The sequence below is a fragment of the Deltaproteobacteria bacterium genome (genome assembly GCA_016709225.1).
In the GTDB taxonomy this organism is placed as follows: domain Bacteria; phylum Myxococcota_A; class Polyangia; order Nannocystales; family Nannocystaceae; genus Xiheibacterium; species Xiheibacterium phototrophicum.
On the sequence record JADJEE010000001.1, the window covers coordinates 1,707,342 to 1,734,328 of the forward strand.

Sequence of the window (26,987 nt, forward strand, 5' to 3'; positions counted from 1 at the left end):
CGCCGCGGGTGACCGCGGCTCGGGCTCCCGCCGAGCGGGCGTGCCGACGCGACAACAGCGTCCACGCCCGCTTCGCAATTCGGGCGAGCCTCCCGCTAGTCGCAGCCGACGTGGGTGCGCAGGCCGTTCGCGCCTTCGATCGCCGCCTGCACGAACACGTGTTCGCTCTCGCCGCTCGCGCTCGCCACCCAGACCTCGAAGCAGTGGCGGGTGACGTCGATCCGCAGGCCTTCGACCGTGAAGCGGTCGTCAGGGCCGATCGTGACGATCGCGGACGCGTCCCCTTCGAGGTCCTCGACGTGGACCCGGGCGTCGGCGGGCAGCAGGTCGTCGCCCTCGACCGTGCCCTCGAGATCGACGTCCTGCTCGGGCGCGTCGACGAGGCTCGGAGGCGGCAACGGCAGCGAGATGCCGCGGTCGCCGAACAACACCGCGCGGCGGAAGGCCGGGCCCGCCTCGTGGGTGGCACAGGCCGACGCCAGCATCGCGACCAACGCGATGAGACCGAGGGAGCTGCGGGTGGTGGGCACGACCATGACCAGTCTACTCCAAGTCTCGAAGTCTCGAAGTCTCGGGGTCTCCACGACTGCAGGAAGCGCGCCGCGCGACGAACCCCGTGGCGACGCGGGCCCCACCCCGCCGAGCGGCCAACCAGGTTGGCGTCGTCGCCAACGCCGGCGTCGGCGCGCGGCGCCCGACCCAACCGGGCCGCCGGGCGCGAGCCCGGGTGGCGGCGGCAGTGATCGGCGCCGTCGTCGACGCCGCCGCGCGGCGCAGCGCCCTGTCGCGCTGGGGCGGGTCGCGCCGCGTGCTCACGGCTCGGAGCCGTCGGCGTCGTCGGCGTGGGGATCACTGCGCTTGCGCAGCTTCTTCTGCAGACCGAAGCGGGACAGGCCCAGCAGCTCGGCCGCCTTGGTCTGGTTGCCGCGCGCGCGATCGAGTGCGCGATCGATCAGGTCGCGCTCGAGTCGCTCGACCCGCGGGCGGATCCGCAGGTCGTCGGGGTCGAGCGCCGGCTCGCCGCCCGACAGCGCGGGTGAGAGGTCTTCGGGTCCGACCTCGTCGTCGCACAGCGCGATCCAACGCTGCACTTCGTTCTCGAGCTCGCGCACGTTGCCCGGCCACGCGTAGCTGGCGAGGACCCGCAGCGTCGCGGGCAGCACCGTCAAGCGTTGGCCGCCGCGGCGTACCAAGAAGTGCTGCACCAGCGCGCCGATGTCCTCGGTGCGAGCGCGCAGTGGCGGCAGCTCGACCCGCACCACGTGGATGCGATAGTAGAGGTCGCGGCGGAAGCGGCCCTGCTCCACCATCGCATCGAGGTCGCGGTTGGAGGCCGCGATCACCCGCACGTCGACCGGCCGCGAGGCGTTCTCGCCGACCCGACGGACCTCGCCCTCCTGCAGCACGCGCAGCAGCTTGGTCTGCATCGCGGCGCTGGTCTCTCCGACCTCGTCGAGGAAGATGGTGCCGCCATGGGCGGCCTCGAACAGCCCCGGCTTGGCCCGATCGGCGCCGGTGAAGGCGCCCTTGGCGTGGCCGAACAGCACGCTCTCGAGCAAGGTCTCGGGGATCGCACCGCAGTTCTCGGCCACGAACGGCTTGTCGCGCCGCGAGCCGGCGCGATGGATCGCGCGGGCGACCAGCTCCTTGCCGGTGCCGCTCTCGCCATAGACCACCACCGGCACGTCGGTGTCGGCGAGCCGCTCGACCAGCCGATAGACGCGCTGCATCGGCGGCGCACTGCCGACCAGACCGTGGCGCTCGCCACCGGTCTCGACCTCGGCCACGCGCGCACGCAGGCCCACGACCTCGACGTCGCGGGCCTCGAGCAGGGTCGCGAGGCGCTCGTGCTGCTCGGCCAGCCGCGCGGCCTGGTCCCGCACCGCCGCGAGCGCGCGGGCATGGGCGATCGCGAAGGCGGCGAGCTCGGCGAACTCCTCGACCCGCTCGAGGTCGTGCTCGACGAAGTTGCCGCGTCGCAGCCGATGGTCGACATAGATCGCCCCCAGTCGCTCCCCGCGGAACGACAGCGGCACCGCGAGCACCGATCGCAGGTTGAGGTGGCTGATGCTGCGCGAGCCGTCGAAGCGATCGTCGGCGGCGGCGTCGACACTGAGCACCGGCTCGCCACCCTCGATCACGCGATCGATGATCGAGCGCGAGAACTGCACCGCCTGGCCACTGCTCCCCAGCTCGCGGGTCAGCTCGCGACGGGTGCCGTCGCCCGCGAGCACCACGATGGCGCCGCGCTCGGCGTCGGTCAGCTCCATCACCGCATCGATGACCTGCTCGAGCAGGGGCTCGAGGCGATCCTCGCGGGCGAGCCGGCGATGGATCCGCAGCAACCGTTCGAGGTGATCGGCGGCGCGCGGCCCGACCGGCGGCAGGCCGGCGGGCGAGGCTGCGCCCACGGCGGGGCTGGGCTCGCTGGGCGCGGTCGCGTCGACGAGGTCGCGCAGCGCCTCTCGCTCGCTCTCCGCCCACAACGCGGTCCGCACGGCGGCACGATCGGCCGCAGCTGTCTTGTCCATGATGCTCTCCTGGATGTGCAGGACCCGACGGGCCATGCGCTCGCGTTGGGGATGGCCGAGCGGCAGCCCGACCCGGGTCGCGGCCCAGGCAGTGCGCGTCACGGCCCACGCGCGATCGAGCTGGCCGCGCGCGAGCCAACCGTCGAGCTGATCGCTGCCGAGCGACGACAGGGCCGCCGCACTGCGCTCGTTCACGCCGCGGGCGGCCGCCAGCGCACACTCCTCGACCACGATCCGCCACGGGTCATCGTCGCCCGCGCGACGGGCCTCGAGGCGCGCGCTCGCGAGGTCGCCGGCGGCGACGTCGAGCCGCGCGGCCGCGCGGGCACACGCGCACGCACGTGCCCACGACTCGCTGGCCTCGGCGTGGAGCTCACACCGCGCCAGCCGCCGGGCGGCGTGGTCGAAGGCATTGCGAGCCTGCTGCCAGCCGTCGCGATCGCTGCGCGCGACCGCGTCGCACCATGCCAGCTCGGCCTGCGCGCGCTCGCGGCGGGCCTGGGCCGCCGCTGGGGCCCAGGCCCCGAGCGCGGTCGCGAGCCCCTGACACAGCACCGCCAGCTCGTCGCGCGCGCCGGTGCGCGCGAGCAGCTGGGCGAGGTTCACCGCCGCGGTCGCGAGCGCATCGTGATCGCCCCGCACCAGCAAGCCGCGCAGTGCGACGCGTCCGTGCACGAGGCCCTCGGCGGCGAAGCTCTGCACGCAGAGGCCACACAGCGATCCCCGCAGCGCGAGCTCGCCGACAGGCTCACCACCCTCGACGAATGCCGCCGCCGCCGCTGCCCACACGCTGGCGGCGCGGGCCAGCTCGCCGCGTGCGAGCGCGAGGTTGCCCTGCAGCTGCAGTGCGCGCGCACGGAGCCCGGCCGCGCGCGGATCGTCGAGCCCTGCGACCGCGGCGTCGACCGCCGCCAGGGTTCGCTCGGCGCCCTCGCGATCGTCGATCGCGAGCCGGGCATAGCCGGCCCACAGGCCGAAGGTGGCGCAGCCGATGCCGTGGCCGGCGAGCGCACCATCGTCGATCCCGCGCACGGCCTCCTCGGCCCGACCGAGATCGACCAACAGCCGCAGCGCGAGCCCTTCGATCTGCAAGGCGAGGTCGCCCCGGGTGCCGGCCGGTGCACGCGGCAGGCGGGCCAACGCATCCTCGGCCCGACCGAGCCGCTGCAACGCACGCGCCGCCTCGAGCGAGAGCTCGGGCTCGCGGCGAGCATCGACCAGCGCCAGCGCGGCGCTCGAGGCCCCCTCGGCCAGCAGCACCCGCGCGGTGATCGCCAGCACCGACGGCGGCACGCCGCCGCGGCGACGTTGCACCCACCGGACCAGCGCCGCCGCGTCGGCGCTGCCCGGGCGAGGCGGCTGGCGCTGGACCCGTGACTGCACCGCTGCGGCGGCGTCGGCATCGAGTGCGAGCGAGAGACTCGCATCGTCGTGGCCGGCCAGCTCGGTACGCGCCAGCGACTCGACCGCGTCATCGCCGAGCCCGACGCGGGCAGCCATCACCGCCGATCCGAGCGGCTGCTCGCCGTCGTGCAGGTGCCCCGGCAGCGCGCGCGCCTCGTCCCCCGTGGCGACACGCCAGTGGGCGCGCAGCACCGCGCGGGCGATCGCGGGCACCATCGGCTCCGCCTCGGAGGTGGCGGCGAGCGCCCGCTCGATCGCGGTGCGATCGAACAGCGGGTCGCGGGCCCGCGCGCAGGCGGCGAATGCCCGCACCACGCGACCGGACCAGCCACCGGTGTGCGCGAGGACGGCCTCGCGCACCGCCTGGGACTCGCCGTCGTAGGATTCCGCGAGCGCGGCATCCAGCTCGTCGCGCTGCCATGGCCGCGTGTGCACGAGCATCACCGCCGGGCTCGCCAACGACGCCAGCGCGTCGGCCCAGGCGGGCGGGGCCGCGACCACGGCGATCGCGTGGGTCAGCGAGGCGGCTGCGACCGCGGTCGCAGCCTGTCGCGGCAGCGTCGCGGCGTCGAGCGGCAGCCGCCAGCCGATCACGGCGCCCGGGGGCGCCGTCAACCACCGCTCGAGCCACGCGCTCGGATCGTCGTCATGCACCGGCTCGGCGAGCCGCGCGTCGCGGGTGCTGGCGAGCTGCACGCCCTGCACGATCTCCTCGACCAGCCGACGTCGACCGCTGTGGTCGGGGCCCGCCACCACCACCAGCCGCAGTGGATCGGCGGCCGGCCCCGCGATCACCCGCGCGACGCACGGCGCCGGGTCGACCCCGCGGTAGGGCGCCCGCGTGGGGAGGTGCCAGCGGGCGACCGGCAGCGCCGGCCGATCGGCGCGGGCAAGCCACTGCAGCTGCTCGAGACGATGGACCAGTGCGGCCGCGTCGGCCGGCCGCCGCGTCGGATCGGGGTCGAGCAGGCCCGCGAGCAGCTCGACGACGGCGGGTTGCAGCCCGTTGGCACCGAGCGCGTCGAGCCGGGCTCGCACCGCGGCGGCGGTCAGCCCGACCAGTGCCTCCGGGCGTCGCCACGGCACCTCACCGAACAACCGCGCGCAGGCCAGCGAGCCCAAGGCGAAGCGATCGGCGGCCGGTCCACCACCGCCGGCGAGGACCTCGGGGGCGAGGAACCCAGGCGTGCCGCTGCCGAGCCGTCCGAGCTGGGCGAGGTCGACCAGCACGCAGCCCCGGGTCGGCGTCACCACGACGTTGCCGAGGCTGACGTCGCCGTGGTGGGTGCCAGCGCGGTGGATGACGGCCAACGCCCGCGCGACCGCCAGCACCTCGGCCAACGCAACATCGGCGGGCTGTCGCGCGGGGGCCATCGGCGCGCCCTCGATCCAGTCCGTGATCATCCATGGGTGCCCGCTGGGGCCCGTCCACAGCTCCCGCGGCGCGGGCAGGTGGGGCGATGCGGCCGCACGCAGCAGGTCGAACGCGAAGCGGACCGCCGGGAGCGAGGCCGCAGGGACCGGCTTGCACACCACCTTGGCGCCCCCGGGCTCCCGCGCGAGGAAGCTGCCGCCCTCGGCGCCGTCCGCCAGCCGTTGCACCTCGACATAGCGCGAGCGCAGCGCGTCGGCATCGATGTTGGCGGCGGGGACGGTCGTCATGGCGGGGCCGGAGCTTCGACACCGCATGATGGCACTTTTGTTGGCGCAGATCCGCAGCGCGGCCCGATTCGTCGGCGAATGTCGCCAACGCAGGTCACCGGGGCGGAGCGCCCGGGCTCAGAAGTGGACCGAGAAGCCCAGGGTGCCGCCAACGTAGTGGCGGAGCTCGGAGCGGCGGGCGAGCAGCCGCCAGCTCGCTTCGAGGCGCAGGGTCACCGTGCGGGCGAGCCAGACCCCGACCCCCGCGCCGATGCGGACCGTGGCCCACGTCCGGCGTGGGTCGAAGGGCCGGCGCTCGACCGCGAAGCCCGAGCTGACGTCGGCACTGGGCTCGATGCGGCCGCGCAGCGGCACGAACAGGCGCATCCCCAGCACGTCCCAGCCGTTGAGGATCCCGGCGTCACGGACCGCGATCGGGTCGCCGGCATCGTCCTGCACCACCCGCTGCTCGACGGTGGACCCCCAGCTCGCGAAGCGGGTGAGCACGCCGAACACGCGATGGGGCCGCCAGCCGCCCTCGAAGCCGATCCCCGCCGACAACGTGCGGCGACCCGCCGGCAGCAGCCCGCCCTCGAGCGCGAAGCGGAGGGCGAACCAGCCCACCCCGGTGTAGCCACCGCTGCGGATCCGGCCCGTGGCCCGCGGCGGCGCCGGTGGCAGCGGCGGCTCGTCGCTGCCCACCGCCTCGGGTGGCCCGGCGGGTGCCTCCCCGGTGGACGGCGTCGCGTCGGCGGCCGCGGGCACGGCATCCGGGGTCGGCCCGGGCGTGGATGGGGCCGGTGCCGCGGTCGCGGGCGGTGACTCGACCGCCACCGGCGCGACCGTGGCGGGCACCTCGGGTGCCGCCGCGGAATCTGGGGCCGGCGTGGCGGCCGGTGGAGCCGTCGCCGCGGGCGGCTCGGCAACGCCGCCCGGCGCCGGGGTCGTCGTCAGCGCCGCCGTCGGCTCCCCGGCTGCCACCGAAGTTGGCGCAACGCCCACGGGGACCGACGCGACCGCGGCGGCGAGCGCCAACCCAATGCTCATGGTCGGTGCCCCCGCAGACCGCGGCCCTCGGGCTCCTCCGCGGCGCTCTCGGCCACGACCTCGCCCAGCGGCTCTCCGGCCCCCTGGAGCCGGCGCAGCGCACGCTGGGCCACCTCCGCCAGGCTCGGATCGTCCTCGTTGCGCGCGGCGAACTCAAGGAAGCCGCGGGCCTGGTCGCCACCCAGGGTCGCCAGTGCCTCGTAGAGGCGCTCGGCCTGGTCCCGATCGGCCAGCCGCGTGTTCCGCAACAAGGTTGCGGTGTGCTCGGGCCCGCCGACCGCACCGAGGGCCTCGATGGCGGCGGCAGCCACCCGTTCGTCGGCCGCTGGCAACCGCGCTGCGACGTCGGCGGCGAGGCTGCGCCAACGCTTGCGCGCGATGTGCTCGAGCGCGAGCACCACGATCTCGGGGTCCTCGTCGTCCAGCAGGGCCTTGGCCTGGGCCATCGCCCCGGTCGCCAGCTGCAGCTTGGCATCCAGCACGCCGACCCCGCGCGCGAGGGCGACGGGCAGGTCCTCGGCCGCGCTCAGCGTGCCGTCGTTGCGCTCGAGCTCGATGGTGGCATCGAGCTCGGCGCCGAGCAGGGCCTGCAGGCCGTCGGGCACCGCGGCCGTGAACTCCACGCGGAGGATTCGACCGCCGGCGGCGCTCTCGACCTCGCCGACCGCGACGTCGGTCACCAGCGTCGCCGCCGCGGCGTCGGCCTGGAAGGAGGCGCGTCGCGCCGCGGCCGTGGCCAACCCGTCCCGCACCGCAGCCGCGCTCGGCACGGCGCCGTCGATCGGGCGCGCGATCACGTTCTCGACCTGCAGGCGGAAGCTCCGCGTGGCCTCGTCGACCACCGGCGCGGGCTCGCGGCAGGCCGCGAGGGCCGCGACCAGCCCCGTCAGCAGGGCCCGCGAGCGTGGGTTCGCCGTGCGCATCCGGGGTCGACCGTCGCGGCGGGATGCTAGCAGACCCGGGGCGCCGACGCGTGATCGCGACCGCGGCGTCACGGCAACAACGCGTCGCGAGCGACGGGCGCGAGCGTGGCCCCCCCCAGCGCCGCGAAGCGCCCCGCGTAGGCCCACGCCGCCGTCTCGATCGCGATCTCGGCGCCGCCGACGTCGACCGCACTCGACATCGACACCCCTGGCATCCCGCACGACACCAGGCCGGCGAACAGCCGCCGGTCGACCGCGAGGTTGACGGCGATCCCTTGCACGGTGACGCCGCGGCTGACGTGGACCCCGATCGAGGCGAGCTTGGCCCGCTCCGGCATGCCGGGCCGATACCACACCCCCAAGGGGTCGGTGCGCAGCTCGACGTCGGCGACCCCGAGCTCGGCGAGCAGCTCGACCGCGGCCTGCCCGAGCCGCGTCACATGGCGTCGGACCTGGAAGCCGATCGGGACGATCGGGTACGCGACCAGCTGCCCGGGCGCGTGCAGGGTCACCTGCCCGCCCCTCGGGGTCTCGCAGACCTCGACGCCGAACGCCGCGAGCTGGGCGTCGCTGAACAGGACGTCGCTCCGGGCCCCGCGCCGCCCCAGCGTCACGACCGGCGGGTGCTCGACCAGCAGCAGGGTCGGCGCGACCCGCCCGTCGGCGACCGCCTCGCGCAGCGCGAGCTGCAGCTCGAGCGCCGGCGCGAAGGGCATCCGCCCCAGCCAGGCGGCCCGCAGGGGCGCGGCGTCGGACTCCTGCGCCATGCGCCCGCCCGCGCCTAGCTGTCCAGTCCGGCCACCGACTCGATGACCGTGGGGTCGAGCACCGTCACGTCGAAGCGGAGCTTCTGCACGCCGATGCCGTGCTCGCGCAGCCAGCTGGCCAGCTCGCCGGCCCCGATCACGCGCGCGTCGGGGACGACCTCCTCGCCGCCGTCGGCCATCGCGAAGAGCAGCACGCCCGCGCAGCCGTGGCGCTCGGGCTCACCCTCCCACGCCTTGGGGTCGAGCGCGGTGCGCCGCGGGACGATCACCGCGAGCAGGCGCTGGTCCTCGTCCTCGGCCTCCGCGTCCTCGACCACCAGGCGCCCCACCCCGCGACCCGGCGGCAGCGAGGCCTGCAGTGGGTAGCCCTCGGTGCGGAGCCAGATCCTCACGAGGGACTCGAGGGCTCGGGCGCCAAGAGACTGCAACCATTGAACGAATTGCGCCTGCGTTTCCTGCTCCACCTCGCGCAACGCTTCGCGCAGGGCGGCCTCGGCCTTGGCCGCGCGGTCGGGCACGCGCGTGCCCTGGAGCTGGTAGCGGGCGTCGCCGCGGGCCGCGAAGCGGGAGGCGCGGCCGTGGGTCTTCACGTCGATCAGCAGCATGGCCGTGGCGGCCCGCTCGATCTCGGAGATCTCGCCGCCGAGCACCCCCTTGGCGGCGAGCTGCTCCGCGATCTGCCGCACGTGCAGGGAGCGGGCGCCGGCGGCCTCGAGCACGCCAGCGACCTCGTCGAGGAGACGGTCGGCGGCGGTCGCCGGGCGGGCTTCGGCGCCGCCGGTCCACTCGACCCGCTTGCCGCGACGACGACGACGACGGCGGCGGCGGCCGCCACGATCGTCGAGCCCACGATCGTCGCGGGTCGCGGCCCGATCGCGATCACGATCGCGATCACGATCGCGATCGCGATCCCGCGGCGGCTCGCGCTCGGCGTCGCGGGCCCGCGTCGGCTCGGCCTGCTGCTGCATCGCGTCGAGCTCGTGGCGCAGCTCCGGCCGCTCTTCGACCAGCCGCGACATCGCGTTCGCCATCACCAACGCCACGTCGGTGACACCGTCGAGGCCGGAGCCCTCGGGCGCCACGAACTCCACCGATCGCGACGTGCGCGGCATCGAAGCGTCGCTCGCCGACTCGGCGGTCTCGACCGCCGCGGCCTGCTCGGGCTCACCCTCGGCGGCCGCACCACGGCGTCGCGATCTCACTTTAGACTTTCCGTCCATACCTTGGGAACTCCTGGGATTTTCACTGTGTCGACGACCGCCGTCACGGCCCGCGGGGACGGCCGGCGTCGGGGCGCGCGACGGCACGGCACGGGTCGGCGCCACCACGATGGGTGGTGCCGGCCGCGGGGGTGACGGCGGCAGCGCAGCGCCGGCACGCACGACGTAGAAGCCGGGCTTGTCGCGCATGATCAGCGGCGGCTCGTCGTCGTTGCCCATGCGCGACGCGGAGTTGAGACAACTCCGCATCGCAGCTTCGGGGTCTCGCCCGACGTGCGAAAGAAGGTTTTCGGCCACCGCCCGCTTGGCGACTTCGGCGAAGTGCAGCGGTTCGGCGGCGTTGCGAAGGATCTCGATCGCGGCCTCGAGGAAGGTCATCCGATTGTCCTACCGTCGCTCGACGAGCCCCTTGAGGGAACGGGCGGAGTCGAGGCGTCGGCGCTCGTTTCGGCCCCGACTATCCGAAAACTTGCGTGCAGTTGGCAAGCCCTGCTAGCGGCCGGAGCAATGCGTCCGCTCACCTTCGGCGTCCTGTTGTCCGTCGGACCCACCCGCGGGGCCGGCCCCCGCCGTGCACCCCAGACCGGCACAGCGGACCACGATGACGCCGCGGCGGAGCCCTACGAGGCCGACGACGCGATGTTGGCCCGCTACGACCGTGAGATCGAGGCCGCGGTCGATCTCCGCAGCGCCGGCGATCTCGCCTACGCCCTGCGCGAGCTGGGACACGGCGCGAAGGTCCTGGCGGCGGACGAGGACCTCGACCTGACCCTCCGCAGCACCGACGTCGACGCCTGCCTGCTGGCCCTGCACGGGCGCCGCGGCGGCCACGGCGACGTCCAGTCGCTGCTGGCGGTACGCGGCATCCCCTTCTTCGGACCCGGCGCCGGCTCGGTCGCGCTGGCCTTCGACAAGGTCCGCGCGCGACAGATGCTGGCCTACCACAACGTCCCGGTGCTCCCGGCGGTGGCCCTGGGTCGCGACATGCGGGCGAGCGAGCGGGCCCTGGCGCTGCTCGGCTGGCCCTGCGTCGTGAAGCCCCGCCGCGGGGCCCACGGCCTGGGCGTGACGGTGCTGCAGGACGTCGAGCACGTGCGCGAGGCCATCGAGCGCGCGCTCGCGCTCGACCACGAGCTGCTGCTCGAGCGCGCCGCCGCCGGCCGCGAGATCCAGGTGGTGCTGCTGGGCGACCGTGTGCTCGGCTCGGCCGAGCGCGTCGAGTACGAGGACGGCGGGCGCGAGCTCACCTGCCCGCCGCGACTGTCGCGGGGTCGCCTCGACGGCATCCACAACATCGCCCGGCGGGCCGCCGCGGCGCTCGGCCTGCACGAGGGCATCTCGCGCGTCGACATGATCGTCCACGACCGCCACAACGAGGTCGTGCTCGAGGTCGAGCCGCTGCCGAGCCTCGCCAAGGACGGCGTGGTCGCCCGCGTCGCGCTCGCGGCGGGCATGCCCTACCCCGCGCTCGTCGCCGAGACGATCGATCGCCTCATCCTGCGCGTGCCGGAGACCCGCGCGAGCTCGGCGGCGGTGATGCTGCAGTGACACCTCGCCTGCAGCGGGGCGCACAGGCGGGCCTGCTGCTGCTGGCCGCCGCCACGCCGTGGTGCGAGGCGGGCGCGCTCGATGCCGCCGCGTCGCAGCTCGCAGCCCGCGGCGCCACCGTGGCGGCGTGGGATGTCGACGTGGGCGGGCTCCACCTGATCGGGGTCGAGGCCGTGGTGGGCACGCGCGCACTCGCGGCCGATCGCATCGACATCGGCAGCGACGGGCGCACGATCGCCGTGGCCGTCCACGCGCTCGAGGTCCGCGGGCGCGACGACCACGACACCCCGGCAACCACCGCCGCAACCCCCGGCGAGGATCCGACCGCGGCCGCGGCCGCGGCGGCCGTCGACCCCTGGCGCGTGCGCAACGGCGGCGTGCCGCTCGAGATCCGCGTGGTCGACCCGCTCGCGCTCGAGCTCCCGCGCGGCGCCGAGCTCCGGCTGAACGACACCGTGCTCACGGTCGATCGCGCCGGCTGGCCGTCGCTGCGCGCGAGCGGGCAGATCGAGGGGCCCGCCGAGCTCACCGCGACCCTCGATCACCTCGACGTGCGCCGCAGCGACGGCGCCTGGCTGCTCGAGGCCGCCTTCACCCCCGACGGCGGCAACGCGCTGAGCGCCAGCGGGCGCGTCGACGACGAACGGCTCGCGGTCACGCTGCGGGACCCGAGCGCGCAGCAGCGCCTGACGATCACGCTGCATCGCGACAATGGCGACGTCGAGCTGGCGGCGCAGTCGTTCCCGCTGGCCGCGCTCGGGCTGGCGCCCCGGCTCGCGCGGCTGCAGGCGGGCCACCGCCTGCAGCTCGCGCTCGCGGACGCGACCCTCGACGGCGCACTCGAGCTCACGACCCAGGCGCCGATCCGGGCCCACGCCGAGGCCCTCGTGATCGCCGGCGTCGGCATCGACGATCGCCGCCTCGCGCCGAGCGCGGTGAGACTCGGTCCGGTCACGATCGACGGTGATCTCGCACTCGACGGCGAGGGCGGCGGCTCGGCGCAGCTGTGGCTCGCCCACGGCGACGCTCGCCTGGCGACTGCGGCCAGCCTCGAGGGGCGCAACGTCGAGGTCGATGTCGACCTGGCCGAGCTGCCGTGTCAGGCGCTGCTCGACTCCCTGCCGCGCGGACTCGGCGACGCGCTGGTCGGTGCGCAGCTGTCGGGCAACATCGACGCGCGCCTCGACTTCTCGCTCTCGCTCGATGCCCTGGCCGCGACCGACACCGACGACGTGTCGGCGCCGCCGCCCGGCACGTTGTCGCTGGCGTTCCCATTCCTCGAGCGCTGCCGCACCACCACCGATCCCTCGGGTGTCGATCTCCAGGCGCTGCGCGGGCCCTACCGCCACCGCTTTGCGACCGACGAGGGCCGCACGATCGACCGCGTGCTGGCTGCAGGCGCGCCGGGCTATGTGCCGCTGTCGCGGGTGCCGCGGATCGCCGCCGCCTTCATCGCGCTCGAGGACACCGGGTTCTGGTACCACGATGGCTTCGATCGCGAGCAGATCGAGCGCGCGTTCTGGCACAACGTCGTGAGCGGCCGCGTGCGGCGCGGCGCGAGCACGATCAGCCAGCAGACCGCGCGCAACCTCTGGCTCGGCGTCGATCGATCGCTGGCCCGCAAGCTCCAGGAGGCCTACCTCACTGCGCGCCTCGAGTCCGCGGTCGGCAAGGCCCGCATCCTCGAGCTCTACCTCAACCTCATCGAGCTCGGCCCGGGCGTGTATGGCATCGACGCCGCCGCGCGCCATCACTTCGGCGTCGCCGCCGACGAGCTGAACCCGCTGCAGGCGGTGCACCTGGCCTCGCTCGCGCCGGCGCCCAACGGGCTCAGCCGCCGCTTCGCGAGCGGCGAGGTCGACGACGCGTGGCTCGACGGCCTGCGCCACCACCTGCGACGCATGCACCGCAAGCGGATGATCTCCGCCGCCGAGCTCGCGCGGGGCCTGCACGCCGAGCTGGGCCTCGTGCGGCACGATCGCGACGGCTGACACGCCGCGTCGGCGACGGTACTAGACGCCGGCGAAGAGTCGCGCGCCGAAGCTGTCCGACAGCCGCTTGTCGTCGAAGATGCGTTGCGCCGCGGTCGCGACGTCGTACTCGACACGGAGGAACTCGAAGGTGCGCTCGACGTCGTCGTAGACCGTGAAGCTCGCGCGCGGGTCGTGGTCGCGCGGCTGCCCGACCGAGCCCACCGAGATGATGTAGCGGAACTCCGGGTGGATCTCGAAGCGCTTCGTGATCACCTCGTAGACCCGCTCGCGCCCGAGCGCGTAGGCCTTGCACAGGTGCGAGTGCCCGATGAACGTGACCTGTCCGAGCCGCTGCCAGATCGGCAGGCAGGTCGCGGCCTGATCGATCGTGAAGATGTACTCGAACTGCTCGAGGTCGACCGGCGAGCCGTGGCAGAAGTGGGTGTCGCCCTCGGTCACGTTGTACGGCAGCCCGCGCAACCACTCCATGTTGGCGTCGGACAGCTGGTTGGCGTGGTGATCGAGCGCCTGCCGAGCAGCGTCGTAGTAGTAGCTGTAGTCCATGCGCCCGCCGACCGCGGCGTCATGGTTGCCGAGGATGGTGTGACGGGCGTTGGCGCGGACCAGATCGCAGCACGGGTTGGGCTGCGCGCCGTAGCCGACGGTGTCGCCGATGCACACCAGCGTGTCGACCTTGGCGCGGTCGAACTCGCGGAGCACGGTCTGCAGCGCGTCGATGTTCGCGTGCGAGTCGCTGAAGATGCCGTAGCGCATCAGACGTCTGCCTCGACCTCGAGCTCGGGCACCATGATCGCCTCATAGGCCCGCCGCGAGAAGCCGCGGATCTCGGTGACCTCGGACAGCGGCAGCTCACCGCGGAACGCTGCGCCCGACTCGCTCACGTCCCGCAGTGTAGCAAGCGCGCGACGGGCCGCGGTCGAAACCCGCGGGTCCGGGGCATCGGCGAGGGCCGCGACCGCGTCGTGCCCGGGCTGCGCGCCGTCCCGGTCGGCCGGGCCGTCGGACAACGCGATCTCGGCCAAGGCCCGAGCCACACGCTCGATCGCCAGGTTCTCGCGCGGGGACCCGGCCTCGCGGCGCAGCAGCTGACACAGGCGGCGCAGCGCGATCGGCCCGAAGCCCCCGAGCGCGCGGGCGACATCCAACCACACGTTGGTCGGCTCCGCGACCAATGCGTCCGACAACGGGCCGAGCGCGTCGGGATCGAGCGACATCCCCAGCAGGATCGCGGCGGCCTGCCGCAGCTCGCGACGATCGGAGCGGAGCTTGCCGACCAGGCCCGAGACCGCGCGCGGTCCGAGGTCGGACAGATCCGGGAGGATTGCGAGCAGCTCGTCGTTGTCGAAGCGCTCGAGCGCGCCGAAGAGGTGCTCGAGCTGCTGGGGCGTGGCGCGGTTGCTCTGCAGCAACTCGGTCGCCGCCCGCAGGCGCGTGCGCACGTCCGAAAGCTGCGCCTGCAGGTTGGGTGCGGCGTCGCCGTCGACCACGTCGATCACGCCCGCGGTCGGGGCCTGCGCGCGCGACTGCGGCCGCGCGTCCCACTCGGGCAGATCGAGCGCGCGTCGCAGCGCCTCGGGCGGCTCGAGGTCCTTGCGCTCGCAGACCTCCAGCATGGCCTGCCATGCCGCGCGCGCGGCCTCGCCGTCGAGATCGCCCTCCTCACCCTCGCGCAGCTCGCGGTTGCGGGCCAGCTTGGCGATGTAGTCGCCGAGATCATCGGCGAGCCCCGAGGCGACCACGCGCCGCCAGAAGCGACGCGGCGCGACGATGCCGTGCTCGAGCGCACCGGCCAGCACGCGGCGTCGGATCGCGTCGTACTCGGTCATGGGGAGCCCCTCGACCTCGAGCAAGCGCGCGAGCGTCTCCTTGCGCGACACCCGGTCGAGGTGCTCGAGCGCGCGCGTGGCCTCCTGTGCGCCGACGATGTGCTGGTAAGCCCCGGGCGAGATGGTGACCTTGGTCTGCGCGAGCCGCTCCTCGACACCCTCGGCGGCGACGCGCTCGCAGGCCTCGCGGAAGCGCTCGGGCGGATGATCGCCCTGCGCGAGCAGACCCCGCGCCGACTCCAGGCACAGCGCCGCGTTGGACTCGAGCCCGAGCGCGCCGGCGTCGCGGGTGAGCTCGCCCCCCGGCGCCCACGCGCGCACGCGCACCGCGAAGCGCTGCGACAGCAGGCGGAACACCTCGATGGCGTCGGGGCGACCGACGTCGACGAAGGCGTCGACGCAGCCCTGCTGCCCCATCCACGCCACCACAACGCGGACGCCCAGCAGCGGGTAGCCGCGGCCGCGCAGCAGCACGGGGCGCACGTCGAGCTTGGCGTCGCGCCACTTCGTGAGCCGCTCGTCGTCGAGCTCGACCCGCACCGTCGGCACGCCGTCTTCGATCACCAGCGCGCCGACCAGCGCCCCGATGTCGCGCCGGGGCGGCGCCGCAGCGGCCACGCCGTCGTTGGCGATCGCCTGCGGCACGCCGCTGCCGGTCGGCGCCGCGACGGGGGCCGCCGCCGCGGGCCGCTCGCTCAACACCTGGGATCGGCGACGCGCACGATGGGCGGTGGTCTCGCTCTCGGCGATGATCTCGCGACGCTCGCTCGACTCGCCCGGTGGCAGCAGCGAGAGGCTCGGCTGCAGCAGCCACGGCTCGGCGCGCTCGACGTGCGCGCGCAGCCACGCGAGATGATCGGCCAGCACCTCGAGCACGTCACCGCGACGATCGTCGGGAATCACCAGCGTGGCGAGTCGGGCGAGCGCGTCGAGCTCGAGCCACGCACCCGAGGCGATCGCCGCGCGGCCGCACGACGGGCAGTGGCCCTCGAACGGACCCAGCCGGCGCAGTCGCTCGGCCACCGCCGCCTCCTCGGGCAGATCGAGGCACACGCGACGCAGCGCCGGGAACGTCGACCCGCAGGCGCAGGCGAACAGTCGGGTCGTGGTCCGCGAGGCGTCGGGCGAGTCCACCAGCGTCTGGCACGATAGCCGTGGGGCTCGGGCCCTGTAAAGCGGTCCGGCCCAGACCGGCGCGAGCCGGCCACGACGCACCCGCGGCGATTCGTGAGAGCATGCGCGCCACCCATGCCTTGCGCACCCGAGAGTGGGCGATGAGCCGACCGCCCCGAGATCGCGACGAGCCCGCGCCCGACGACGACGAGCCCGCGCTCGGTCGCGCGCCATCACGCGCCGTCACGCCACGCTCGCTCGGGCATGACGACGACAGCGTCACCGCCGGCGCGGTCGCACCGGTGTCGTCCGCGTCGGCGCAGGCGCTCGCGACCTCGCTCGCCGAGGCCTTCCGCGATCACGTGCGACGTGCGCTGGGGTTCGCGCTCGACGACACCGAGACTTCGCTGGCGTTCGTCGATCACTATCTACGCACCGCCCGCGGCACCGCCAAGGGCCCGGTCGCGGAGCTCATCGCGGCCGAGGCTGGCGCTTACTATGGTGAGCTGGTGCGGGTCCTGCTCGGCGCGACCTGGATCGGTGACGGCCGCGATCCCGCGACCCTGCGCCTGTTGATGGCGCACCAGTTCCTCCACTTCGCCCCGGTGGATCAGGCGCGCGAGGTGCTACGGGGCGACGCCACGCCGGACGACGACGACGACGACGCACCCCCGCTCGACACCACTTTCCACGCGCGGCCGACCCCGATGCCGCCGCTCGCGGACGAAGCACCGCCGCCCGACGACTCGAGCTGGCTGGTCGAGCGACTCGCGAGCCTGCCCGAGGTCGGCGCCGCCGAGTACTACACGATGACCTGCCGCTTCGAGACGCTGCAGCTGGTGCTCGAGTTGCTCGCGACCAAGCACCTCGGCGAGGGCCGCGAGCCTCGACTCTACACGGTCGACGACTACGTCGACGTGATCTCCGGACGCAGCTGACGTCGGCGTCCGCGGCCCCGCGGTCACGCTTGCGCCCGCGCGGTCGACTCGCGCCGCGGCCCGAGCTCGCGGCGCATCGTGTGCGATCCGCGTGCACCCACGCGCGCCCACCGTGGCGACACCCGCAGCAGGTCCACGAGGGGTGGCGTGACGCGACCGAGCGGGCCCCGTGGTCCGGGCCCCGCGGTCGCGCAAAGCCGGTGATCGCCGGGCGCCGGCTCGTGTAGACTCGCGGGCGTGAACGGCGTCGAGGAGATGCCTCTGCAGGAGGTGCTGCAGGCTCTCTCGCGCACACCGATGGGCGAGCCGCAGCTACGCGCTGCGCTCGCGACCACCTGCGCGAGGTGGCACATCGTCCGCGGCGAGACCAACGACGCGATCCGTCACCTCGGCCACGCGCTCGACATGGTGCCCGACCTGCGGCCGGCCATGCGACTGCTGCACCGCATCTACCTCGATCGCGGCGACGTGCGCTCCGCCGTGATGTACCTCGATCAAGAGATCCGCGCGACCCGCCACCCCCGCGAGGCCGCCGCGCTGTACCGCGAGCGCGGCGTGCTGGTCGAGGCCTACTTCCACGACCTGAGCGCCGCACAGCAGTGCTACCAGGCCGCGCTCAAGGCGACGCCCCGCGACCTCGCGGTGCTGCGTGCGGTCGAGCGGGTGTCGCTCGCCCGCGGCGACGTGTTCTGGCTGATCGCCAACCTCGAGTCGCAGCTCGAGGTCTTGCAGGACCCGGGACTCTCCGCGGGCCTGCTGCACGACCTCGCGATGCTCGAGGCCCGCCACCGCGGCGACCTCGGGCTGGCCGGTGATCTGCTGCTGGGCGCGCTCGAGCTGGTGCCCGGGCACGCGGTGTTGGCCGGCGATCTGTTCCGCATCGCCGAGGTCGCGGGCGACACCGAGCTGATGCTGCACGCGCTCGAGCTCGAGGCCGACGCGCGGCCGGTCGGCGGTCGCGCGATGCCGTTGGCGCGGGCCAGCCTCGCGCTGCGCGACGCACGAGAACGCCAGGCCGCGCTCCAGCTGCTGCAGGCCGCCGCGCACGAGCAACCGCACTGCTTCAGCCTGTGGCGCAGCCTCGAAGAGCTGGCGATGGGCATGAGCCGCTACGAGGTCGCCTTCGACGCGCTCGCCGGACAGGTGCGCGCGTTGACACCCGCCGACGACGCGCCGCTGCGGGCCGAGCTCTTCTATCGCATCGGACGGCTGGCGCTGTTCCGCCTCGATCGCGCGCCCGAGGGGCTCGCGGCCATGCGACGCGCGCTCAAGCTGAACCCCGCGCACGTGCCCGCGCTCGAGGACACCGGTCGCTTTCTCGGCGCCGGTGGCATGTGGGCGCAGCTGCTCGAGCTGGTGCGCGTCGAGATCGGCGGCGCCAAGAACACCGGCATCTCGAGCGAAGAGCTGGCGCTGCTGCACCTGCGCGCGGGCCAGCTGCTCGAGGAGCGGCTCGGCGAGCTCGAGGGCGCGCGCCGGCACTACGAGTCGGCGATGGCGACCGCGCCCAACTACCGCCCGGCCCGCGACAGGCTCGAGCGCCTGCTCCACCACATGGGTGACCGCGCGGCGCTGCAGGGGTTCTACGCCGCCGAGCTGGCCGCCGCACGCACGCCCGCGCGACGGGCGTTCCTGCTCTCGGTGCTGGCGCAGCTGCACGCCACCGACGACGCCGTCGAGCCAGCGATCGGCTACCTCGGGCGCCTGCTCCGCGAGCGCCCCGACTCGCTCGGCGCGCTGCAGCTGCAGGCGCGGCTGTTGGCCCGCGGTCAACGACACGCCGAGCTGCTCGAGGTCACCGAACGCGAGATCACGCTGACCCGCAGCCCCCCGCGCGCAGCCAAGCTGCTCCATCGCTGCGGTGAGCTGGCGTTGACGCTCGGCGATCGCGGACGCGCGCGGGCCGAGTTCACGCGCGCGCTCGAAGCCGTCGACGATCACAAGCCCGCGATGGAGGCGCTCGGTCGACTGCTGCGCGAGGACGGCGACTGGGAGGCCCTGGTCGCGCTGCTGCGCAAGGAGTCGTTGTACGCCAACGACCGCGGTCGGCAGGCCGCGCTGCAGCTCGAGATCGCCGCGGTGCTCGCGGGTCGACTCGATCGCGCCGACGAGGCGCTCACCGAGCTCGAGGCCTTGCTGGCGCGCTGGCCCCGGCACCTGCCGGCGCTGCACGCCGCCGAGGGGCTGGCCGCGCGGCTCGGTCGCGCCGACGTGTTGTTGTCGCTGCTCGAGCAGCACATCGCCGCCGTCAGCGGTCCGCGCACGCGCGCGTTGCTGCTGCACCGTGCCGCCTCGCTGCGCAGCGCCGGCGGCGACGACGACGGAGCGGTCCGCGATCTGGTGCGCGCGCTCGAGCTGTGGCCACAGCTGGGGGTCGCGCGCGCGCGACTGCTGCGACTGTACGAGAAGCTCGGCAACAGCCGGGAGCTACAGGCCTTCGCCGAGGCCGGCCTCACCGCCGAGCGCGGCGCCGACGATCGACGCGCGATGGCGCTGCAGCTGGCCGAGCTCACGCCCAAGCCGGTGGTCGCGATCCAGTACCTCGGTGCGGTCGCCGAGGCGCGCCCCGACGACTACGTCACCCAGCTGCGACTGGCGCGGGCGTGCGGACAGGCCGGCCGGCCGTCGCGACAGGCAGGGGCGTTGACCGCCGCGCTGTCGCGCTTCGAGGGCGGTGTCGAGCCCGGTGACGCGGGCTTGCTGGCGCTGCGCTACCGGGCCGCGCGCGCGCAGGAGGGCGCCGGCAACCTCGACGCCGCCGACGCCGGCTACGCCGCGATCCACGACGTCGCGCCGGCCCACACGCTCGCGCGGCGCGGTCGTCTGCGACTCAAGGAGCGTCGCCGCGAGGCCTCGGTCGCACGCTCGACCAGCGAGCTGCAGGCCGCCGCGACCGCCGCGGCCGCGCCGGCCCAGCGCGCCGCACTGCTCACGATCGCGGCCGAGCAGCACGAACACCGCATCGATCTCCGCGCGGCGCTGGCCGCCATCGACATGGCGATCGAAGCCTGCGAGGGCTACCAGCCGGCGTGGCACGCCCGCGCGCGGATCCTCGAGCGCATGGGCGACGCACCGTCGCGCGACGAGGCCATCGCCACGCTCGAGCGACTCGCGACCATGCAGAAGGATCGCAGCCACCGCGCACGCACGCTGTGCCGCGCAGGCGCGCTCGCGCTGCGCACCGCCGAGGACGACGTGGTCGGCTCGCGGGCGTGGACGCTGTTCGCCGAGGCGCTCACCGTCGACCCCGGCTGCGATCGCGCGTTCGTGGGCCTGCGGCGCGCGCGACTGCGCACCAGCGGACCGCCCCTCGAGGACCCCGCGCTCGGTCAGGCCCTGCAGGCGCGCATGATGGCGTCGATCGCCGACGGTTCGCTGCGGGCCGCGAGCCTGCGCGAGCTGGCCCGCACGGCGCTGGCGATCGCGGGGCCAGAGCTGGCCGCGAGCATGCTGCAGACCGGGCTACCCCACGTCGAGGACGACGCGGGGCTGCACGTCGACCTCGCCCACGCCCACGCGCGTCGCGATCGCTGGGCCGACGCGGTCGGTGAGCTCGACCTCGCGCTGGCCCGCGAGCACTCGCCGGAGCGTCGCGCGGCGCTGCACTACTTCGCCGCCGATGCCCGCGAGCGCGCCGGTGCGGCCGCCGCCGCGGTCGAGCACTTCCTCGCCGCGGCCGAGGGCGGGTACTACCCCAAGCACGCCTACCGCAACGCCGAGCGCATCGCCGCCGTGCACGGCGACGTGCAGCGGCGGGTCTCGGCACTGCAGGGGCTGGTCAACATCGCCGACGGCTCCGAGCGTGCGCACAGCCTGCACGCGCTCGCCGAGGTCCACCGCGCACAGCTCGGCCAGCCCGAGGTCGCCGTCGATCTCATGCGCGAGCTGCTGCTGCTGCGCCCGACCGACGTCGACGTCGCGCTCGAGCTGCGACGGCTGCTGCTGCGGCTCGGTCGCCACGAAGAGGCCGCCGCCGCCGCGCTGGCGGCCGTGGCCCACCAGCGCGCGTGGCTGCGGGCGGCCGCGACCACCCGCGAGCACCGCCCGGAGACCACCGCACAGCCGGTGCTGGGGCTGCTGCGGCTGTTCGACGCCGCGATCGAGAACGACGGCGTGTACCTCTGCGCCGCCGCGCTCGAGGTGCTCGCGCCGCAGCTCATCCCCGCCGGCCGCAGCTGCGACGAGCTCGCGACCGAGCCGTGGCCGCTGCCCAAGCCGCAGGAGGGCCGACCGTTCGACGCCTTCGTCGGCGACCTCCCCCACGCCAGTGCGTTCGACCTGCTGCGCGAGGGCGTGTTCTACCTCGGCGAGCTGCCCGAGACCCCGCAGCCCACCGTCGATCTCACGCCCAGCCGCAGCATGCCAGCCAACGCACCCGTGGTGATCGCGGTGCGGGCGATCGCCAACGCGATGGGCGTGCCGCAGCCGCTGGTGTTCGTCGATGCCGCGCAGGAGCACGAGATCGAGGCGCGGCTCGGTGGCGCGCCGGCGCTGGTGGTCGGTCGTCGACTCGCGGCCGCGCCGTTCGGCGCCGCCGCCCGCGACCGCATCGGGCGCGCGCTGCTACGGCTGTCGACCGGCGGCGACGGCCTGCACCGCCACACCGAGCCGACGCGCATCCTGGCGCTGTGCGTGGCGCTGTGCCAGGCCTGCGGCGTGACGCTCGACGTCACCCATCCCTATGATCGCGCCTTTGCACAGCAGGTCGCCGAGCAGCTGCCGACTCGGGACGCGATGACCCACCTGCAAGAGACCGCGCTCGCGTTCCGCGACGCCAGCGAAGGGCTCGACCCGCTGGTGCTGCGGGCGACGCTCGCGATGGCGGAGGATCGTGCCGGCGTGCTGGCCTCGGCCGATCCCCGGCCCGCGCTCGAGCACCTGCGTCGCACCGGCGAGCTGGTGCAGACCCGCGGTGCGATGCTGGTGGGCTACCTGCTGTCCGACGATCACATCGGGCTGCGCCGTACGCTCGGCTACGTGCTCGAGCTCAACGTGCCGCGTCGTCGCGCGCAGGAGGTCTCGCGATGAGCGAGGAGCTCGAGCTCACCGGCGCGATGTTCCGGCCCGGCGCGCCCAGCAGCATCGCCTACGACGACGGTACCGGCCCGATCGAGCTCGACGAGCTCGTGCTCGAGGAGGTCGTCGATCGCAGCAAGCCCCCCGAGCTGGTCGAGGACCCGTCGCTGCTGTGGCCGGCGAGCTCGGGCATCCACGCCAGCTTGGTGTCGGTCTCGACCCAGACCGGGACCGCCGAGTCGTGGCAGGCGTTGGTCGAGGAGCTCGCGGAGGAGAGCCGCTTGTCGGACGATCCCGAGCTGCGCGCGGCGATGCTGTGCGAGGCCGGGCGCATCCTCATCGAGCGGCTCGGCCGCCAGGAGGAGGGCGAGCTGCTGCTGCGGCGCAGCGCCAGCCCGCTGGCCGAGCGCCTGCGCGAGGGCAACCGCAACAACACCCGGGGCCTCGCCGCCGAGCTGGCGGCGCTCGAGGCCACCGCCCGCGACGAGCACCTCGACGAGGACGCGCGCGCGGCCGCGTGGATCGAGTTCGGGCTCGCGTGCGAAGAGCGAACCCCCAGCCGTCGCCGCGCCTACGAGGCCTACGGGCGCGCGCTCGAGCTGCGCCCCACCGACGTCACCGCGCTCATGCTCGCCGCAGAGGCGGCCGCGCAGCTCGGCGACGACGCAGCCGCGGCCAACCACTTCGCCGCGATGCTGCCGCACCTGGGCTCGCCGCGGCAGCGGGCCGCGACCCTGGTCGACCTCGCCGAGTCGTTGCCCGACGACGACAGCGGCCGGCTCACCCACCTGCAGGCGGCCCACGTCGCCGATCCCGGCGACGAGAGCGTGCTGCGTCGCTACATCCGCGCGATCCCTTCGATCGGCGCCGGCGATCGCCTGGGCGGGCTGTACCGCGAGCTCGCCCAGGTCGCGCAGGATCCCATCTCCGCCAGCACCGCCCTGCACCTCGCCTTCCTCGCGCTGACCGAGGCCGGCCAGCCCGTGCAGGACCTCGTGCTCGAGCTCGCGGCCCGCGATCCGGAGCGCGCCGACGCCACCGACATCCTCGCGCCGCTCTCCGAGGTCGCGCTCTACGTCGAGCAGCGCATCGCCGCCGGCGACGACGGCCGCGACCTGCCGCACAACCTCGACGTGCTCGCACGGCTGTGGCGATGCCTCGACGATCCCCGCGAGCAGGCGCTGGTGCGGGAGCAGCTCGCACGACTGCGACTGGCCGAGCTGCGACGCATGCTCGGCGAGCACGCCAGCGCCGACGCGCTGCGGGCCGACCCCGCCCGCGCCGCCCTGGCCGACGCGATCGCGGCCGACCTGCGCTTCTGCCTGGTCCACCTGCCGGAGCACCGCTGGGTCCGCGAGGCGCTCGCCGAGGTGCTGCGCCTGCAGGGCAACCTGCCGGGCCTGGTGCTGCACCTGCAGGAGTGGGCGCGCACGCAGGCCGACGGCCCCGATCGCGCCGCGATCCTGCTGCGGCTGGGTCAGCTGCACGAGCAGCAGCGCCGCGATCTGCCGCGCGCCGCCGAGGTCTACGAGCTCGCCGCCGCCGAGGATCCCGACAACCCCAACGCCCAACGCGCGCTCGGCTCGGTCTACGAGCGCATGCGCAGGTGGGCCCAGGCCGCGCAGTGCCTGCGCCGGCAGATCGACAACGGCCAGGACGAGCAGGACAAGCTCACGGGGCTGCGGCGACTGGCGGCGATGGCCGAGCACGAGCTCGCCGACACCGACCTCGCGATCGCGGCGCTGCAGGACATCATCCGCCTCGCGCCCGGCGAGCTGCTGGCGATGTACGAGCTGGCCCGCACCAGCCGCAACGCCCGCCGCCCGACGGTGCTGGTGTCCGCACTCGAGCAGCTCGCCGAGCGCATCGACGACGACATCGCCCGCACCGGCCTGCTGGTCGAGCTCGGCGAGGTCCAGGAGCTGCACCTCAAGCAGCGCGCGGTCGCCCGCACCTGCTACGAGCGCGCGCTGGCGCTGTCGCCCGGCTACACGCCCGCGCTGCGGGCCCTCGGTCGGCTCTACCGCGACGAGGGCGACCTGCACGACGTCGTCGGCCTGCTCTCGCCCGACGTCGATCCGATCACCGACCCCGCCGTGCTCGCGCTCAAGGCCGCGCGCGTGTTCATGGACGAGATCGGCGACCTCGACAGCGCGGTCGCGCGGCTCGAGGCGGCCTACGCCAGCAACCCCGATCTCGCATCGGCGCGCGAGCTGCTCCTGCAGCTGCTGACCGCCGGCGGCAAGCTGATCGCCGCCTACGATCTGCTGCGCGCCCAGGACCCGCCCCGCAGCCCGGCAGCCGCGGCCGATCATCACTATCGCCTGGGCCTGCTCGCCGAGGCCTGCGCGCGCCAGGGCGACCTCGATGCCGTCGCCAAGCTGCGCCGCGAGGACGCGGCGCTGCAGCACTACCGCGCCGCGCTGGTGCACCAGTCCGATCACGGTCTGGCGTTCGAGCGCTCGCGCAGGCTGCTGGTGGCGCACAACGATCTGCCCAACCTCGTGCGCATGTTCGAGGCCACCGCACAGGCGGCCTCGGGGCCGGCGCGCGCGCTGGCCTGGGTTGCGCTGGCGCGGCTGCACCTGGCCGACACCGGCAGCCTCGAGACCGCGCGTCGGGCCTACGAGCAGGCCTTCGAGGCCGCGCCGGAGGATCCAATCGTGCGGCACGAGCTCGAGGTGCTGCTGCGCTTGCAGGGCGATCGTCGCTCGCTGCCGGCGCTGTGCCTGCGGGCCGCGCGGGACACCTCCGACAAGCACCTGCAGGCCACGCTGCTGGTCGAGGCCGCGGAGCTGCTGCTGTCGACCGGCGAGCAGGAGGATCACGACCTCGCCGGCAACGCGATCCTCGACGCGCTGCGCGTCGACCCCGGCAACCCCTACGCGGTGCGCCACCTCGAGCGCCTGCTCACCGAGCCCGACTCGCCGTTCGTGATCAAGGACGCCGTGAGTGCCCGTGCCGTGCGGGCGCAGTCCGACGCCGAGCGGGCAATCTTCTACGTCGAGAGCGCCGAGCTGCTCGAGAAGGTCGGCGCGTGGGGGCAGGCGCGCCGGGCCTACCTCGCGGCCAAGGGCGCCCTGCCCCAGCTCGCGCCCGCCGATCTCGGCCTCGCGCGCCTGGCCAACGACTCGCGGCGCACCGTCACGGCGGCGCAAGGGCGACAGTCGATCCACGTGCTGGTCGCCGAGGCCCGCGACGCCGCGGTGCGAGCGACCCGCGGCGACGTGCCGGCGCGGGCGCGAGCGCTGGCGCTGATCGGCGAGATCCTCGGCCGCGATCCGAAGCACCGCGACGCCATCGCGCTCGCCCGCACACTCGCCGGGCAGCTCGCCGAGCCCGCTCCGGTGGTCGAGCTGCTCGAGCACGCGTGGCAACGCGTCGACGAGCCGGCACTGCGCTACGAGCTGGCGCTGTTCCTCGCCGAGCACGCGCTCGCGCTCGAGCGCGCGGTGCACTACTACGAGGCCGCGACCGCAGCGAAGCCCACCGGTCGTCGCGCGCTGCGGGGTCTGGTCCACGCGTACCGCCAGATGGGCGACGATCGCCGCGCCGCCGCGGCCACCGAGCGTCTGCTCGAGCAGTTCGATCCCACCGAGCCGTCGGCGATCGACCTGCGCATGGGCATCGCGACGTTCCTCTCGACCGCCGCCGAGACCCTGCCGCGCGCGCTCGACCACGCCCGCATCGTGCTCGACGCCCGCCCCGACGATCCGCGCGCGCTGCAGCTCATGGCCGACCTGCTCGAGCGGGCCGCGCAGCCGCTGGCGGCCGCCGACATGCTCGATCGCCTGGCCTCGCGTGAGCGCAACCGCGACAAGCTGCACGACATCCTGCTGCGCCGCGCCAAGCTGCTGGCTGCGCAGCCCGGTCAGGACGACGCCGCGCTCGATGCCATCGAGCGTGCAGCCACGCTCAACCCCGGCAACCGCGAGACCGTGGCGATGTTCGTCGATCAGCTCGAGCGCACCGGCCAGACCGAGCGCATCGCGAGCTTCCTCGGCCCGATCCGCAACGCCGTGACCGCCAACATCGCCCGCGGCGCGGTGAGCCTGCGGGACTTCGCGCTGCTCGGGAAGGTCGCGCGCCGGGCCAACGCCGAGCTGTCACGCATGGCCGACGCGCTCGCGGCCGCGATCGAGCCCGGCGGCGACAGCCCGGCGACGCTCAAGCCCCCGAGCCCGACCGCGCTGCGCAGCTTCCTCGACGCCGGCGATCAACGTCACGAGGTGCTGGCCGAGAACGAGCCCCAGCCCCTGCACACGCTGCTGACCGCACTCGACGGCGCCACCGGCCGGCTGTCGCACGACTTCCCCATCGTCGGTGCCGCCGACATCGCCGCGATGCCGCGCAGCGAGACGCCGACCGGCATGCAGGACCTCGGGCGCCGGCTCGCCGATCTGCTCGGCGCCCGCCCTCCGCGACTGCAGGCCTCGGCCACCCACAACACCGTGGTGTTCCTGCAGGACCCTCTGGCCACGGTGCGCCTGGGCATCAACCTGTGGAACCTCGGCGACGAGCTCGCGCTGCGGGGCCTGGTCGCGGTCGCGTTTGCGCGGATGGCCTTCGGGGCGCCACGGGTGCGCGCGCTGCCGCCGGCCAGCATCGATCTGCTGCTGGCGGCGTCGTTCGAGATCGCCGGCGTGTTCAACCCGCTGACCGCCGACCCCGATCCCCGTGCGCTCGGCGAGCTGGTCACGCAGCTGCGCAACCTGCTGCCGCGACGCCATCTCAAGACCGTCGAGGACACCTGCCGCGCGCTGGCCGGCTACGCGTTCGACCCCGGCGCGACCGCCCGCGCGACGCGGGCGAGTGACCTGCGCTTCGCGACCCTCATCAGCGCCGATCCGGCGGCCGTCATCGCGGCTGCGTGTGCGCTCGATGGCGTCATCGGCGGCAGCCTCAAGCAGCGGATCAATCGCTCGCGCACCGCCCAGGAGCTGCTCACGCAGCTCATGACCGACGAGATGCTCGCGGTCGCGACCCGTCTCGGCGTGCTGTGACGCTCGCGAGCGGCGG

The 26,987-nt window shown here is 74.5% G+C and carries 13 protein-coding genes; 5 read left to right on the forward strand and 8 right to left on the reverse strand.

The window, feature by feature from the left end:
* Positions 1–95: 95 nt before the first annotated feature.
* From IPH07_07030 to IPH07_07055, 6 genes are all read right to left on the reverse strand, one after another.
* Positions 96–536 (reverse strand): hypothetical protein, encoded by a 441-nt coding sequence (locus IPH07_07030; GenBank protein MBK6917135.1) that lies wholly within the window; start codon positions 534–536, stop codon positions 96–98.
* Between the two features lie 276 nt (positions 537–812).
* Positions 813–5,597 (reverse strand): sigma 54-interacting transcriptional regulator, encoded by a 4,785-nt coding sequence (locus IPH07_07035; protein ID MBK6917136.1) that lies wholly within the window; start codon positions 5,595–5,597, stop codon positions 813–815.
* Between the two features lie 117 nt (positions 5,598–5,714).
* Positions 5,715–6,623, reverse strand: coding sequence for a hypothetical protein (locus tag IPH07_07040; protein ID MBK6917137.1), 909 nt, complete (start codon positions 6,621–6,623; stop codon positions 5,715–5,717).
* Complete coding sequence (locus IPH07_07045; protein ID MBK6917138.1) at positions 6,620–7,546, reverse strand: hypothetical protein; 927 nt, start codon at positions 7,544–7,546, stop codon at positions 6,620–6,622. The genes IPH07_07040 and IPH07_07045 overlap by 4 nt, the downstream gene beginning before the upstream one ends.
* A gap of 68 nt (positions 7,547–7,614) precedes the next feature.
* Positions 7,615–8,313, reverse strand: a complete 699-nt coding sequence (lipB, locus tag IPH07_07050; protein ID MBK6917139.1) for a lipoyl(octanoyl) transferase LipB — start codon at positions 8,311–8,313, stop codon at positions 7,615–7,617.
* Between the two features lie 14 nt (positions 8,314–8,327).
* On the reverse strand, positions 8,328–9,911 hold the full coding sequence (locus IPH07_07055; GenBank protein ID MBK6917140.1) for a winged helix-turn-helix domain-containing protein: 1,584 nt from the start codon (positions 9,909–9,911) through the stop codon (positions 8,328–8,330).
* Between the two features lie 129 nt (positions 9,912–10,040).
* On the opposite strand from IPH07_07055, the gene IPH07_07060 reads away from it, so the two are divergent.
* Both IPH07_07060 and IPH07_07065 read left to right on the forward strand, forming a co-directional pair.
* Positions 10,041–11,081, forward strand: a complete 1,041-nt coding sequence (locus IPH07_07060) for a hypothetical protein (GenBank protein MBK6917141.1) — start codon at positions 10,041–10,043, stop codon at positions 11,079–11,081.
* A complete protein-coding gene (locus IPH07_07065; protein ID MBK6917142.1) occupies positions 11,078–13,072 on the forward strand; it encodes a transglycosylase domain-containing protein in 1,995 nt (664 codons plus the stop codon). Before IPH07_07060 ends, IPH07_07065 begins: the two co-directional genes overlap by 4 nt.
* A 21-nt stretch (positions 13,073–13,093) precedes the next feature.
* Here the strand turns inward: IPH07_07065 and IPH07_07070 are convergent, their stop codons facing one another.
* Together IPH07_07070 and IPH07_07075 are read right to left on the reverse strand one after the other, a co-directional pair.
* Positions 13,094–13,828, reverse strand: a complete 735-nt coding sequence (locus tag IPH07_07070; protein MBK6917143.1) for a metallophosphoesterase family protein — start codon at positions 13,826–13,828, stop codon at positions 13,094–13,096.
* Complete coding sequence (locus IPH07_07075) at positions 13,828–16,035, reverse strand: hypothetical protein (GenBank protein ID MBK6917144.1); 2,208 nt, start codon at positions 16,033–16,035, stop codon at positions 13,828–13,830. Before IPH07_07075 ends, IPH07_07070 begins: the two co-directional genes overlap by 1 nt.
* Before the next feature lie 140 nt (positions 16,036–16,175).
* On the opposite strand from IPH07_07075, the gene IPH07_07080 reads away from it, so the two are divergent.
* The 3 genes from IPH07_07080 to IPH07_07090 all read left to right on the forward strand — a co-directional run bounded on the left by IPH07_07080 (position 16,176) and on the right by IPH07_07090 (position 26,971).
* Entirely contained in the window at positions 16,176–16,952 is a 777-nt protein-coding gene (locus IPH07_07080; GenBank protein MBK6917145.1) for a hypothetical protein, read from the forward strand.
* Between the two features lie 237 nt (positions 16,953–17,189).
* Positions 17,190–21,980, forward strand: coding sequence for a hypothetical protein (locus IPH07_07085; GenBank protein ID MBK6917146.1), 4,791 nt, complete (start codon positions 17,190–17,192; stop codon positions 21,978–21,980).
* The gene (locus IPH07_07090; GenBank protein ID MBK6917147.1) at positions 21,977–26,971 is read left to right on the forward strand and encodes a tetratricopeptide repeat protein; all 4,995 of its coding nucleotides are present in this window, start codon (positions 21,977–21,979) and stop codon (positions 26,969–26,971) included. Before IPH07_07085 ends, IPH07_07090 begins: the two co-directional genes overlap by 4 nt.
* Positions 26,972–26,987 lie beyond the last annotated feature (16 nt).